Origin of the sequence: Serratia plymuthica NBRC 102599 (assembly GCF_001590925.1) — a bacterium.
Classification (GTDB): domain Bacteria; phylum Pseudomonadota; class Gammaproteobacteria; order Enterobacterales; family Enterobacteriaceae; genus Serratia; species Serratia plymuthica.
The window spans coordinates 73,652-87,180 of sequence record NZ_BCTU01000013.1 but is presented as its reverse complement, the minus strand read 5'-3'; the positions used below and the strand labels follow the sequence as shown (position 1 = coordinate 87,180).

General features: G+C 57.2%; 12 protein-coding genes. 6 read left to right on the top strand and 6 right to left on the bottom strand.

Features of this window, described 5'->3' with window-relative positions; genetic code table 11:
• Nucleotides 1-4: 4 nt before the first annotated feature.
• Nucleotides 5-1,534, bottom strand: coding sequence for a 3-hydroxyacyl-CoA dehydrogenase NAD-binding domain-containing protein (locus SPL01S_RS09895; protein WP_063199278.1), 1,530 nt, complete (start codon nucleotides 1,532-1,534; stop codon nucleotides 5-7).
• 348 nt (nucleotides 1,535-1,882) lie between these two features.
• Here SPL01S_RS09895 and SPL01S_RS09890 point away from each other — a divergent pair, with 348 nt between their 5' ends.
• Entirely contained in the window at nucleotides 1,883-2,599 is a 717-nt protein-coding gene (locus SPL01S_RS09890) for an autoinducer binding domain-containing protein (RefSeq protein WP_062870432.1), read from the top strand.
• A 178-nt stretch (nucleotides 2,600-2,777) separates the two neighbouring features.
• The gene (locus tag SPL01S_RS09885) at nucleotides 2,778-3,206 is read left to right on the top strand and encodes a universal stress protein (RefSeq protein WP_004942906.1); all 429 of its coding nucleotides are present in this window, start codon (nucleotides 2,778-2,780) and stop codon (nucleotides 3,204-3,206) included.
• 44 nt (nucleotides 3,207-3,250) lie between these two features.
• Here SPL01S_RS09885 and SPL01S_RS09880 read toward each other — a convergent pair whose 3' ends face one another.
• The 5 genes from SPL01S_RS09880 to SPL01S_RS09860 form a co-directional block, all read right to left on the bottom strand.
• A complete protein-coding gene (locus SPL01S_RS09880; RefSeq protein WP_063199274.1) occupies nucleotides 3,251-4,264 on the bottom strand; it encodes an Ldh family oxidoreductase in 1,014 nt (337 codons plus the stop codon).
• An 18-nt stretch (nucleotides 4,265-4,282) separates the two neighbouring features.
• The gene (locus SPL01S_RS09875; RefSeq protein WP_063199271.1) at nucleotides 4,283-5,848 is read right to left on the bottom strand and encodes an APC family permease; all 1,566 of its coding nucleotides are present in this window, start codon (nucleotides 5,846-5,848) and stop codon (nucleotides 4,283-4,285) included.
• Nucleotides 5,849-5,892: 44 nt separating this feature from the next.
• Entirely contained in the window at nucleotides 5,893-7,503 is a 1,611-nt protein-coding gene (locus SPL01S_RS09870) for an aldehyde dehydrogenase (NADP(+)) (protein ID WP_063199268.1), read from the bottom strand.
• 56 nt (nucleotides 7,504-7,559) lie between these two features.
• Nucleotides 7,560-8,480 (bottom strand): dihydrodipicolinate synthase family protein, encoded by a 921-nt coding sequence (locus tag SPL01S_RS09865; protein WP_063199264.1) that lies wholly within the window; start codon nucleotides 8,478-8,480, stop codon nucleotides 7,560-7,562.
• A gap of 208 nt (nucleotides 8,481-8,688) precedes the next feature.
• Nucleotides 8,689-9,534 carry an AraC family transcriptional regulator gene (locus SPL01S_RS09860; RefSeq protein ID WP_062870436.1) on the bottom strand — a complete coding sequence of 282 codons (846 nt, stop codon included), beginning with the start codon at nucleotides 9,532-9,534 and terminating at the stop codon, nucleotides 8,689-8,691.
• Nucleotides 9,535-9,924: 390 nt separating this feature from the next.
• Between SPL01S_RS09860 and SPL01S_RS09855 the strand changes: the two genes are divergently transcribed.
• From SPL01S_RS09855 to SPL01S_RS09845, 4 genes are read left to right on the top strand one after another with little or no spacing between them, the layout of a single operon-like run.
• Nucleotides 9,925-10,872: a 4-hydroxyproline epimerase gene (locus tag SPL01S_RS09855; protein WP_063199260.1), complete on the top strand. Its 948-nt coding sequence runs from the start codon at nucleotides 9,925-9,927 to the stop codon at nucleotides 10,870-10,872.
• Nucleotides 10,869-11,993 carry an NAD(P)/FAD-dependent oxidoreductase gene (locus tag SPL01S_RS09850; RefSeq protein ID WP_063199257.1) on the top strand — a complete coding sequence of 375 codons (1,125 nt, stop codon included), beginning with the start codon at nucleotides 10,869-10,871 and terminating at the stop codon, nucleotides 11,991-11,993. The genes SPL01S_RS09855 and SPL01S_RS09850 overlap by 4 nt, the downstream gene beginning before the upstream one ends.
• Nucleotides 11,990-12,250: a (2Fe-2S)-binding protein gene (locus SPL01S_RS24555; protein ID WP_004942928.1), complete on the top strand. Its 261-nt coding sequence runs from the start codon at nucleotides 11,990-11,992 to the stop codon at nucleotides 12,248-12,250. Before SPL01S_RS09850 ends, SPL01S_RS24555 begins: the two co-directional genes overlap by 4 nt.
• Nucleotides 12,243-13,505: an NAD(P)/FAD-dependent oxidoreductase gene (locus SPL01S_RS09845; RefSeq protein WP_063199254.1), complete on the top strand. Its 1,263-nt coding sequence runs from the start codon at nucleotides 12,243-12,245 to the stop codon at nucleotides 13,503-13,505. Before SPL01S_RS24555 ends, SPL01S_RS09845 begins: the two co-directional genes overlap by 8 nt.
• Nucleotides 13,506-13,529 lie beyond the last annotated feature (24 nt).

The following is a 13,529-nucleotide window of genomic DNA, read 5'->3' as shown; positions in this document are numbered from 1 at the left end:
TTCCTTAGGGCGCTACAGCCAGCTCAGGCCGGGCCGCGTTCAGCAATGAGTAATGCGGGTAATAGCGCGTGGAGTGCAGCAATTGCGCCATGTTATCCAGCGTCGATTTCACGTTTTTCTGCCCGAGCTGCGCCAACCAGGCAAAAATGCCGTCGGCATAGTTCACGCCGGCCACGGCGGCGATATCGATATCTGCCCGGCTGCAAACGCCGCTCTCCACCATGATCACCGATTCATTGATCAGGCTGCTCAGTACGCGGGCAACGATCAGGGCAGGGGAATCTTTAATAAACTCCACCTGAGCGATGAGGGTTTGCAGCAGCGTCAGAAACAGCGCTTTATTCGTCTCTGTGGCATGTTGATTGTGGGCGGCCACCAGATAGGCGGTGTCGGCGTAGTTCAGCGCGGCGTCAATCACGAAGGTGTCGAGAGCGGTTAAGCCGGCGAGCAGGTTCGCCGTTCTGCCATCAGTGATTTTGATCGCCAGCCTGTTATTCACCAGGATAAAACGCCCCAGTTCCGGCCGTTCCGGCAACCGCTGAACGCGCAGCGCAGGCCAGGTGGCCAAAGCGCGCTGTTGCAGGTGATCGAATAAAGCGTGTTCACCATAAAAATGCAGTGAAGTTGGCGTGTCGCCCTCTGTGGTTGGGTTGGGTGGTGTAGCAGGTTGGGAAGCAAAAAAAGAGCGCCCGTTTTTCCTCCCCAGCAGCCCGGCATCCACCAGCGAGCGTTGCAAATGGCCGGGGGTATAGCGGGGATCGAACTGCATATCCTGCCAAATCTGCTTGCTGACCTGATAGTTGATATCCTGGCCGATAAAATCAGTCAGTTCTAAAGGCCCCATGCGAAAATGCCCGCCGGCCTTGAGGGCGCGGTCGATCTGTGGCGCCAGCGCCACGTTTTCCTCCAGCAGCCGGAACCCTTCCAGATAGAAAGGCCGCGCCATGCGGTTAACAATAAAGCCCGGCGTGGCTTTGCAGACCACAAACTGTTTACCCAACGCTGTTACCAACTGCTGGCAGCGTAGACTGGTGGCGCGAGAGGTGAAATAAGAGGGAATAATTTCGATCAACTTCATCAGCGGCGCCGGATTGAAAAAATGCAGGCCGATAAAGCGCGGGTTGTTTTCCACCCCCGCCGCCAGTTTGTTCAGCGACAGAGAGGAAGTATTGGTCGCAATGATCGCCTCCGGTTTTACCGTCGCCGCAATGGCTGCCAGGATTTCATGCTTGGTTTGCTCATCTTCCGCAATGGTTTCAATCACCAGATCGCTGTCGGTTATGGCGTCAAAGACGTCCGAGAAAATAATATTGGCTAATATCTGGCCTTTTTTCTGCAGGGTTATTTTTCCGTTATCTATTTTTCTGTCCAGGTCGCTGACAATATAGTCACGGGCCTGATTGAGATTATTACCATTGCGATTATAAAGTACGGTTCGTATGCCGTTCAGCGCCAGGAGATAGGCGATGCCTCTGCCCATGGTCCCCGCACCAATAACGGCGGCTGAACGGATTGCCGAATTATTCTCTGCCATAGAAAATCCCCGTGAGTATTTTTCTGCATTGCCAAATTCGCAAATGCTTATAATTTATTTGGATTTGGAGCGACACTGGGTGCCTATGGCGAAGGTAATGGGTGGCGAGATGACTGTCTAACGGTAAAAGTGACAGGTTTACAATAATAGGCGGTTATGGTATTCGCGTAATTTTCATCAGGGGGTAGGTTTTAACGCGTTATTTATTAGCTATAGAGGTGATGATAGCTTTTTTTGTTATAGCCATTGTATTTTTTATACTATGAAACGGCTGTTGTAGCCAGGGAGCCACACTATAGTTAATGTTACTTATCGATTGCCGGCCCAGCTTTCTGGAGAACGTGTTTTATGGATAACCGCATTCAGCCTTTTATGGACGCTTTACTCGACAGTGTGCACGACCGTGAGCTTTTTTTACGTCGTCTGGAACCCTGCGCCCAGGCACTGGGCTTTGAGTACTATTCCTACATTGTGTTTTCCTGCTACCCGGCCAGCCGGCCAAAAATGCTGATAGAGGGAAATTATCCTGCAGAATACCTGGAGGACTACCGCAAGCTGCGGGTGTATTTGCAGGACCCGGTTATCGATCAGGCCCATCATTCCACGCTGCAGTTTCATTGGGACGAAGAGTTCTATCAAGATAAACCGGAACTGTGGTGGCGTATGGCACAGTTCGGTATCCGTGAAGGTTGGTCACAGTCAATCAAGGACTGCTACGGTCGGTTGGGCATTCTCACCTTTGCCGGCAAAAAAATCCCTGAGCAGTCGCCGGAGGCCGGCGCGCGTAACGAAACCTTTTTCCTGTGGTTAGCGCAGATTACTCATAAAACGTTGCGCGAAGCATTAATATCGGTGAACGACGAGGCGATCAAAGACGTGTTGACGTTGCGTGAAAAGGATATTTTACGCTGGTGCAGCGAAGGCAAAACCTCAGAGGAAATTGCCATGCTTATGGGGTTGAGTGAAAGAACGGTGAATTTTCACATCGGTAATTCGATTAAAAAATTGTCGGTTGCCAATAAAACTGCCGCCACGGCGAAAGCGGTGTATTTGCAACTCATTTAACTGATATTGCAATAATTAATCGACTAGCTGTTAACCTCGCTATGTTTATATTTTGTTAAATAACCAATTATCCCGGCCAGGAGTTACCGGCGATCACAAAAGCACGAGAAAGCGGTTCACGCACCATTCTCCCGGCAGTACCCTATAGGCACCAAGGTTTACATAGAAGGGATGTAATATGTACAAGACCATACTAGTGCCGATAGATATTGAAGAAGATCTGCTGACAGAGCATGCGTTGAAGAATGTCGAGTACCTGGCGAAAATTTCCGGAGCCAAAGTGCATTTCTTCCACGCGTTGCCGGATGCCTCGGCGTTCGTTACCGCCTATTCGTTTGGCATCAAGGAGTTTGAGAATCAGGCAGAAGTAAAAGCGGTCGATAAGCTCAAGAAAATCATGTCGGAAATTGATATTCCACTGGAGCGTCTGGATTACACCATCAGCTTTGGCTCCCCGCGCGATCAGGTGCTGGAATTGGCTGAGGAAATCAAAGCGGATTTGATCATAATCGGTTCGCGTCGCCCGAGCGTGAAAACCTACTTGCTGGGATCTAACGCTGCGGCGATTGTGCGCCACGCCAATATCTCGGTCATGGTTGTCAGATAATTCGTTAAATCAGGCCCGCAGTTCAGTTTGCGGGCCTGTATCATTTAGCGGCAGAGGGCCACAATTTCTTCATACAGCGCCAGCGGCAAGGTCACGCCGTGTTGTTCGCTGTATTGCCGCATCTGAAAACGCCGCTCCCCTGGAATACGTGCCCCTTGCCCGGACATATCGGCGAACAAGGCTTCCGCTCTGGCAAAGTGAACCGCGTTGTCGGCCCCCATAAAACGTTCGGGATCCATGGCGATAATCAGTTCGCCGCCATAAGGGGAGGAGCCGGTCTGCCGATCGTAGGCCAGCGATTCCTTACTGGTCATATCGCCAATCAATGGCCCGGCAAGCAGTTCAACCATCGCTGCCAGCGCAGATCCCTTATGGCCGCCAAAGGTCAGCATCGCGCCCTGTAACACGCTGGCCGGATCGGTTGAGGGTTGCCCCTGTTCATCAATACCCCATCCTTCCGGCAGCGGCGTGCCGGCGCGGCGGTGCAGCTCGATTTCGCCACGTGCCGCGGCGCTGGTGGCCATATCAAAGATAAACGGCTGGCGCTGCGGGCGCGGCCAGCCAAAGGCGATAGGGTTGGTGCCGAATAACGGGCGTGTTCCCCCGGCGGGAGTAACCCAGGCATGGCTGGGCGTGCATGCCAGCGCCACCAGCCCTTGCTCGGTTAAGGGTTCAATATCGGCCCACAGGGCGGAAAAATGCACACAGTGGTTAATGGCCAACGCCGCTATGCCGTTAGTGCGCACTTTGTCGACAAAAGCTGGGAGTGCGCGGCGATAAGCCAGCAGTGAAAAGCCGTCGTTGGCGTTCACCCGCAGGATCGCCGGAGCGCTGTCGATAAGCACTGGAACGGCGCTGGCGGACACCTTGCCGGCCAGTAGCGAGCGTACGCAGCCAAGCACTCGGTACAAGCCGTGCGAGGCGCAGCCATCACGTTCGCCGGCGGTCACATTCTGTGCGACGGCATCGGCATGTTCAACGCTGAAACCGTTGCTGCGCAGTGCTCGCAGCGCGAGATGATAGGCCTCGCTCAGCGATAGCGTCTGGGTTTGCGTCATGAGATTTCTCCTTTGCGGTTACTCTTCTTCATCACCGTCGAAATTCGCCTTGGGCAAACAGGTATAGGCACCCCAGTAGTAAATCACCAGCGCAATGACTGCCACCGTCAGGGTATCCCACGGGTGACCGATGGTGTTGATACCGCCAAAGCTACCGAGATAAGACGCCACAATAATCAGCGCGTAGAAGCCGATCAGCCACAGTGAGGACCAAATCTGCTGGCGGAGGCTGACGGCATGGGTGGGCACCTTGTTTTTGAACAGGATATAAACCACGAACATCAGGATCTGCAGGCCCAGCAGCCAGGAAACGGTGTCCCAGCCGGACCAGTAGACGATGAGTGCCGATATGATGAATGACACCGGGCCGAGCACGCAAAAGCCCCTCACGAAGAACGGGCGATGCAGGTCCGGCGCATTACGCCGCAGGCCGGCGGCGGTGACGGGCGCAATGGCGTAACTCAGTACCAGCGCGGCGGATACTACGCCGATCAGCTTCTCCCAAGAGGGGAAGGGCAGCGTCCAGAAGATCGACAGACCAAAGGTCAGCCACAGCGCGGGGCGTGGAATGCCGGACGCCCCGTCGACGCGGGTAAAGATTTTAAAGAAGGTCCCGGCGCGTGCCCAACCGTAGATCACCCGTGGCGTGGCATTCATATAGATATTGCCGGTGCCGCTCGGCGAGATAATCGCATCGCTCACTACCAGGAACGCCAGCCAACCCATGCCCAGCGTGATGGCGATATCGCGATAAGGCAGTGAGAATTGCTGGCTGATACCGGCCCAACCCCCGTTAAGCATCTCGCTGGGAATGCTGCCGAGGAAAGCCACCTGCAACAGCACATAGATGATGGTGGACAGTATCACCGACAGGATCAGCGCGATGGGAATCGTACGCTGAGGGTTTTGCACCTCGCTGGCGACCGAGATAATCGGCGTCAGGCCGAGATACGCGAAGATAATCCCGCCCGCCGAAATGGCTGCTTCCACCCCGGCGGAACCAAAGGGGGCAAAGCCCTGACTGTACAAATTTTCGGGTTTGAAGAAGTTGAACAGCACCACGATCACCAACAGCGGCACCATGAATTTAATCACGCTGATCAGGTTATTGGATTTGGCAAAGGTTTTGACGCTGTAGTAGTTAAGGGCGAAGAAGAAGCACAGCAGCACTAACTGCACCCCCCAGCCGAATAGCGTCGGGTCGCCGGAGCCAGGTTGACTCAGAAAGGGAAACCAGGCGGCGGCGTATTGGCGGGCGGCGACGATCTCAATCGATATCAGGCTGGAGAAGGCGATCAGGGTGATAAATCCCAACAGATAGCCCATCAGCTCGCCGTGGGAAAATACCGGATAACGGATGATGCCGCCGGCGCGCGGCAGTGCCGCACCCAGTTCACAATAGACGATACCGAGCAGTAAAACGGCCAGGCCGCCGATAAGCCAGGAATAGATGCCCGCCGGGCCGGCAATGGAAGAGACGTGGCTGGCGGCGAACAGCCAGCCGGAACCAAATATAGCGCCCAGACCGATAAACGTCAGATCGGTGAGCGTAAGCTGCTTCTTGAATTTGCCTTGGGTTGTCATAGGGTTACCCTTTTGTTATTTGATGGCATGCAGATACGGCCTGGCTAGTCATTGGCAGATAAAGTAATGGGATCCCGGGTATAAATGCCGTTAACCAGCCGTAACAGGCCAAGTGGGTTGCTGTCTTGCAACGGCGGAGGCAGTAACGCCGCCGGGTAATTCTGCAAGCAGACCGGGCGCAGGAAACGTTCGATGGCCAGCGTGCCTACCGACGTGCCGCGTACATCGCTGGTTGCCGGATAAGGACCACCGTGCACCATGGCGTCACAGACCTCTACCCCGGTGGGATACCCGTTGAACAGCACTCGCCCGGCCTTGTGCACCAGCCGTTGAGCCAACGGCGCCGCATCGGCGTGATCATCTTCGTCTGCCAGCAGGGTGGCGGTCAGTTGCCCTTGCAGGCTCTCCAGCGCGGCAGCCAGTTGACGGTTGTCTTCCACTGCCACCAGGATCGCCACCGGGCCAAAGACTTCCTCCTGAAGCAGAGGGTTGCCGCTCAGCAACAGGTTGACGTCGGCCTGATACAGTTGCGGTGCGGCCAGATGCGGTTGCTGCTCGCGGTTGCCGGCCAGATGGCGGATACCCGGCGTCTCTTCGAGCGCTTTTAATCCATTGCGGTAATGCGTCAGCGTGTCGGCATTCAGCATAGGCTGGGGTGTGGCAGCATTTATCTGGGTGTTTAACTCGTGAATCAGCTGACGGAATGCTGCACCCTGTAGGCCGAGAATCAACCCTGGCTTGGTACAGAACTGGCCGCACCCCAGGGTGAATGAGGCAACCAGTTCCTGTGCAATTTTCTGCCCACGCCGGGCCAGAGCCTGGGGCATCACGATCAGCGGGTTAATGCTCGACATTTCGGCGAACACCGGAATAGGCTGCGGACGGCGCATGGCCAGATCGAACAAGGCTCTGCCACCCCGCAGCGAACCGGTAAAGCCCACCGCCTGAATGGCCGGGTGCTGCACCAGCTCTGCGCCGATGCGATCGCCGTAAATCATGTTGAACACCCCTGCCGGGATTTGCAGTTGCTCCCGGGCCCGTTCAATCGCCTGCGCGGTCAGTTCTGCGGTGATCATATGGCCGCCGTGCGCCTTGAACACTACCGGGCAACCCGCAGCCAATGCGGCCGCCGTGTCACCGCCAGCGGTGGAGAACGCCAGCGGAAAGTTGCTGGCGCCGAACACCGCTACCGGGCCGATAGCGGTGCGATATTGCCGCAGGTCCGGGCGAGGTAATGGCGTTCGCTGCGGCAGGGCGCAGTCTATGCGTGCGCCATGCATATCGCCGCGACGCAACAGAGTGGCGAATAACCGCATCTGACCGCTGGTTCTGGCGCGCTCACCGCTCAGGCGAACCAATGGCAGGGCGGTTTCCTGCATGGCGAACGCGAAGAAATCCTCCTCCAGCGCGTCCAACTGATCGGCAATGGCATCAAGAAACGCCGCCCGGTGCTCGGCGCCGATTTGCGAATATGCGGTGAAGGCCTGCGCGGCGGCCTCGGCTGCGGCTGCGGCCTCAGCGGCGGTGGCCTGATGGAAGCGATGGCCGGTTGGCTGGCCGTTATCGGCACGCAGGCTGACCAGCATAGCTTCTCCGCTGGCACGGCGTTCGCCGCCGATAAATTGTTGGCCGCTGATGGTATAGATGTTGGGCATGTATCCCCCGTCAGGAAAATGAGAGTGCCCGGCAGACGGCCGGGCGAAGGTGGCGATTACAGGCCGACGTCCGGCAGTTCGGGGCGGTTTGCCAGCGCTTTTTTGATCACTGCCGTGACTTCCGCCAAGGTATCGCCTTGCAGCGCCAGGCGCGGGGGACGGGTAACAGCGCTGCCGCGGCCCACCAGTTCTTCACACAGCTTGATGCACTGCACCAGATCCGGCCGCGCATCGAGGTGCAGCAGCGGCATGAACCAGCGGTATAGCGACAATGCTTCTTCAAAGCGCTTTTGCTTCGCCAGGCGGAACAGCGTTTCTCCCTCACGTGGGAAGGCGTTGGACATCCCGGATATCCAACCTTCGGCCCCGACGGCGATGCTTTCCAGCACCACGTCATCCAGCCCGGCGAACAGGACAAAACGATCGCCAACCTCGTTGCGTAGATCGATAAAGCGGCGGGTGTCGCCAGAAGAGTCTTTGAAACACACGATATTTTCGCAGTCGACTAGTGAGGTCAGGATGTCGGGCGTTACGTCGTTTTTGTAAATGGGTGGGTTGTTGTAGACCATGATCGGCAGATCGGTGGCGGTGGCGACGCTGCGAAAGTGTGCGGCAGTTTCGTGGGGTTTGGCGGAGTAAACCAGTGCAGGCATCACCATAATGCCGTCGACACCGGCTTTTTGCGCTTCGCGTGCCATATTGCGCGCAAAGGCGGTGGTGAATTCGGCTATGCCGGCGATCACCGGCACCTGGCCCTGGGCCGCATCCCGCGCTACCTCAATGACCGACAACTTTTCCTGTACCGTCAATGACGTGTTTTCGCCGACGGTGCCGCACACCACCAGACCTGAAACGCCGTCCTTGACCAGATTTTTGATTACCGTATGAGTGGCGTCGAGATCCAGAGAGAAATCACTGCGAAACTGGGTGCTGACCGCCGGGAACACGCCGCTCCATTTAATGGCTTTATGACTCATAGTGTTTATCCTGTCGTCCAAGTTTGTTAATCGATGGTGAACTCTTGGTGAAATCCAACCACAGATTGACCTGTATTGTTCGCAGGGGCTTGACGGTTTTCGCCGAATGCCACGACGAAATTGGCACAGTAACGCAGATCATCGGGCGGCAAAAAACCTGAGGGTTCTTCCGCCGAGAAAAGAGAGCAGGGGGAGTAATATCAGCCGGTTAAGGGATTATCGTTAGCCGGAAATCGCGAGGGGTCAAGCCGGTCATCGACTTGAACTGACGGCTGAAAGCGCTGTGATCGGTATAGCCGCACTGCAGGGCAATGTCGGTGATGGGTAAATCACCGGCCAGCAATTCGGTCGCTTTTTCCAGCCGAACCTTGTGGATCATCTGGCGTGGCGTGAGGTGAAAAATGCGTTTGCAGTAGCGTTCGATTTGCGCCACGGAAAGTGCGGTGAGCGTTGTTAGCTCCTCGAGGGCGATCGGCCGGGCGTAATGCTGGCGAATATAGACGTCGATGGCCGCCAGCCGTTGATAGGCCGGGTGATTGGCTTTGGCCTCCTGCAGGTCATGCGAGATGCCCGCCATGCCAATGATTTTGCCCTGCGCGTCATACAGCGCCAGTTTTTGCGTCAGGCACCAGCCGGTTTCCCGACCGTTATACAGATGCATTTCCAACTGATCCTGAATCAGCACCCCGTGGCGCAACACCCGGAGATCCTGCTCGGTGTAACCTGAGCCAAGCTGGGCGGGAAAGACGTCCGCTGAGGTTTTTCCCAGCAATGGCATGACGGTTTTGAAACCACAGCGCTTGGCCAGCGTCAGGTTGGCCAACAGGTAACGCGCCTGCGCGTCCTTGATAAAGAACACCACGTTGGGGATGGCGTTGAGCAGCGGGGCGATCAGCGCCAGCGAATTCAGCAATTCGTGCAGGTTGTTGGGGCGCTGTTGCGCCAGGCCATCGCACAGGCGGGACAGCTGTTCTACGGCGAATACGTCATCTTCCTGCTCATCAATAGCGGGCTGGGGAGGAGTAACAACCTGATGGTCATGGGCTAATCGCATAGCAATACCTTTTCCCGCTGTTTGCCACCGAACCTGAGGCGGTTCGGGCAGGCCATTCTTGGCGCCGTTAATCAATATTAACTTTCTGATAACTTTTCAAGCGCAGCTGCCAAATATGCGCATTGCCGCATACTTTTTCTTTTTGCAGATCAGTTTTTAGCAAATAAAACGGCTGCCACCTCGCAGTTTTAGAAATAACACATCAATAACACAATGATAAATAAGTCATTCTTATGGTGTTCAAAACGGAGCTGTGCGACGTCGGTTAAACGCCGCTGCGGGCATTGTGCTGATTTCTGCATTTGCCGCGCCGAAATGCATCAAGCCGCCGTCGGCGTATTCGGTCAGGCTAAGGCTATCGGTAACATGTCATTAACCCAGGAGGCTCCGATGGCACTTTCTTCGCATTTCACCGGACTGCGGGCAATCGATTCCCACACCGGCGGGGAACCCACCCGATTGATTATCGAGGGATTCCCCGATCTGGGCAGCGGCAGTATGGCGGAACGCAAAGCATTGTTTGCACAGCAGTATGACGACTGGCGCTGCGCCGTCATTCTGGAGCCTCGCGGCAATGATGTGCTGGTTGGGGCATTGCTGTGCCAGCCTTGTTCACCGCAGGCCACCGCCGGGGTGATTTTCTTCAACAATGCCGGCTATCTGGGTATGTGTGGCCACGGCACTATCGGGCTGGTCGCCTCGTTGGCCTATCTGGGGCGGATCAGCGCCGGGGAGCATTTGATTGAAACCCCTGTTGGTACGGTCAATGCCACGCTGCACCAGGACGGCAGCGTCACGGTGGAAAACGTGCCCGCCTACCGTTATCGCCGACAGGTGGCGGTCGACGTGAAGGACTATGGCGTAGTGACGGGCGATATTGCCTGGGGGGGGAACTGGTTTTTCCTGGTTGCCGAACATCCTCTTGCCATTACTACGCAAAATCTGGAGGCGCTTACCGCCTTCTGCTGGGCGGTACGGCAGGCGTTGGAACTAGCGGGCGTTTATGGGGAAGACGGCGGTGTTATCGATCATATTGAACTGTTCGCCGCCGACCCGCAGGCTGACAGCCGCAACTTCGTGCTATGCCCCGGCAAGGCCTATGATCGTTCGCCCTGCGGTACCGGCACCAGCGCCAAGTTGGCTTGCCTGGCGGCCGACGGCAAATTGCCGCCGGATGAAGTCTGGCGCCAGGCGAGCGTGATTGGCAGCGAGTTCAGCGGCTATTACCGGCGCAATGGCGATCGCGTAATCCCTTTTATTCGCGGGCAAGCTTACATTTGCGCCGACAGCCGGTTGCTGCTGGATGAGCGTGACCCCTTCGTCTGGGGAATACGGTGAAGGCCGTCGGCAGGTGCGCAGAGGCGATAGTGGTAGGCGCCGGCATTATCGGTGCAGCCTGTGCCTGGCGGCTGGCACAGGAAGGGCATCAGGTGTTACTGGTGGATAATCAGCGCCCCGGTGCGACAGCAGCAGGCATGGGGCACCTGGTCTGTATGGACGATAATCCCGCTGAATTGGCCTTGAGCGCTTATTCGCTACAACTGTGGCGCGGGGTGCTGGAGCGCCTGCCGGAGAGTTGTGCCTGGCGCGGTTGCGGCACGCTATGGCTGGCAGAGCGGGAAGACGAGATGGCTATTGCCGAACGGAAGCAGCGGCGAATGGCGGAATATGGCGTGCTTAGCGAGACGCTCAGTGCTGCGCAGATTGCTCGTCTTGAGCCCATGCTGCGGCCCGGTCTGGCGGGTGGGTTGCAGGTGCCGGGCGACGGCATTGTCTATGCGCCCAACGTCGCCCGATGGTTACAGGTTGATGCCGGGTCGGCAATCAGGGTGATTGCTGATGAGGTGGTCATGCTGGAGGAACAAGCGGTGGTGCTGGCCAGCGGTAAGCGCCTGACGGCCCCTGTAGTGGTGCTTGCCTGCGGCCTGCAGGCCGATAGGTTGTTGGCGCAGCCGTTGCTGAAAGCCAAAAAAGGGCACTTGGCGATCACCGATCGTTACCCGCAGAGGGTGCGCCACCAATTGGTTGAATTAGGTTATGGTGCCAGCGCACATGCCAGCGGCGGCACTTCAGTGGCATTTAACGTTCAGGCGCGCCCAACAGGCCAACTGCTGATTGGTTCTTCGCGACAATTTGATTCACCCGACGCCGATATCGACTTGCCGCTGCTGGCGGCAATGCTGATGCGCGCGGAGGCATTTTTACCCGCGCTGGCGCAACTGAATATTATCCGTTGCTGGACAGGTCTGCGCGCCGCTTCGGCCGATGGTTTACCGCTATTGGGGCCGCACCCGCAACATCGCTGGTTATGGTTGGCATTGGGACATGAGGGGTTGGGGGTGACGACCGCGTTAGGCAGCGCCGCACTGATTGCGGCGCAGATCCAGCATCACCGGCCGGCGATTGACGATACTCCCTATCTTGCTGCACGGGTGTTTAGCGAGGTGTTGTCGGTATGAGCGAAGAACTGAGTTTGCTGATGCTAACAATTGATGGTGAAAGCCTGCACGTGCCTGAGGGTTGCAGCGTGGCAGCAGCACTTAGCCTGAGCGGGCAGGATCGCTGCCGTTACTCGGTCTGTCGGCTACCGCGAGCGCCGTTTTGCGGCATGGGTATTTGCCAGGAGTGTCGTGTCACGGTGAATGGTCTGCGGCGGTTGGCGTGCCAGACCCTGTGTCAGCCTGGGATGCATATTGAGAGGATCAATGATGAGTAACCTCACGTGCGACGTGCTGATTATCGGCGCAGGGCCAGCCGGGTTAGCCGCAGCTTGCACCGCTGCACAAAGCGGCCAGTCGGTGTTGATGCTTGACGATAACCCTAACCCAGGTGGACAAATTTGGCGCGATGGGCCGGGAGTCATGTTGCCGGTACTTGCGCAGCAGTATCGGCAGGCGGTTGGGGCGCTGAATAACGTGACGTTGCTTAACGCCGTCAAAATCGTGGCTCATTGCGGGCGGCAGCAAATCCTCTATGAGGGTGCTGTGGGTAGTGGGCTCGTCGATTATCAACGCTTGATCTTGTGCTGCGGTGCGCGGGAGCTTCTGTTGCCGTTTCCCGGCTGGACGTTGCCTGGGGTGACCGGTGCCGGTGGGTTGCAGGCTCAGATAAAACAGGGGCTGCAAATTAAAGGGGAACGGGTGGCCATTGCCGGCAGCGGGCCGTTGCTGCTGGCGGTGGCCGATAGCGTTACCAAAGCCGGTGGTGACGTGGTGTTGCTGGCGGAACAAACGTCCGCTCGGCGGTTGGCGGGGTTCGCCAGTGGGCTGTGGCGCTGGCCGACAAAGCTACACCAGTCATTGACTCTGCTGCATCGTCGTTATCGCCCTGACAGCTATGTGCTGGCGGCGTTGGGGGGGCAACGGCTGGAAGCGGTGAGGGTTCAGCAAGGCAGGAGAGTGGCGATGCTGCCTTGTGATCGGTTGGCCTGCGGTTTTGGACTGGTGGCAAATATTGAGCTGGCGATGCATTTGGGGTGCCGCATTTCCAATCACAGGGTCGCTGTGGACGAGTGGCAGCAAACCAGTGTGCCGCAGATTTATGCCGCCGGAGACTGTACCGGCGTTGGCGGCAGTGAGTTGGCGCTAGCCGAGGGAGCCATCGCCGGTTATGCCGCAACCGGCAATATGGAACAGGCGCAGGCATTAATGGGACAGCGTGATAAGTGGCGGCATTTCGCTGGAGCGGTAGAGCGCGCTTTTATGCTAAACCCTGCGCTGAAAGCACTGGCGATGTCTGACACGCTGCTGTGCCGCTGCGAGGATGTGCCGTTGGGGCAGGTCTGTGAGTTCTCTGGCTGGTCGGCGGCCAAGCTGGGCAGCCGCTGCGGCATGGGAGCCTGTCAGGGCAAGATTTGCGCGACGGCGGCACGTCACCTTTTTGGTTGGCCGTTGGTGGCCCCACGGATCCCATTGACGCCGGCCAGAACAGAAACGCTGGCCCGACTGGGCCGCACCGAGAGCGACGGATAAGCATGCTACACTCAGGCATAATAA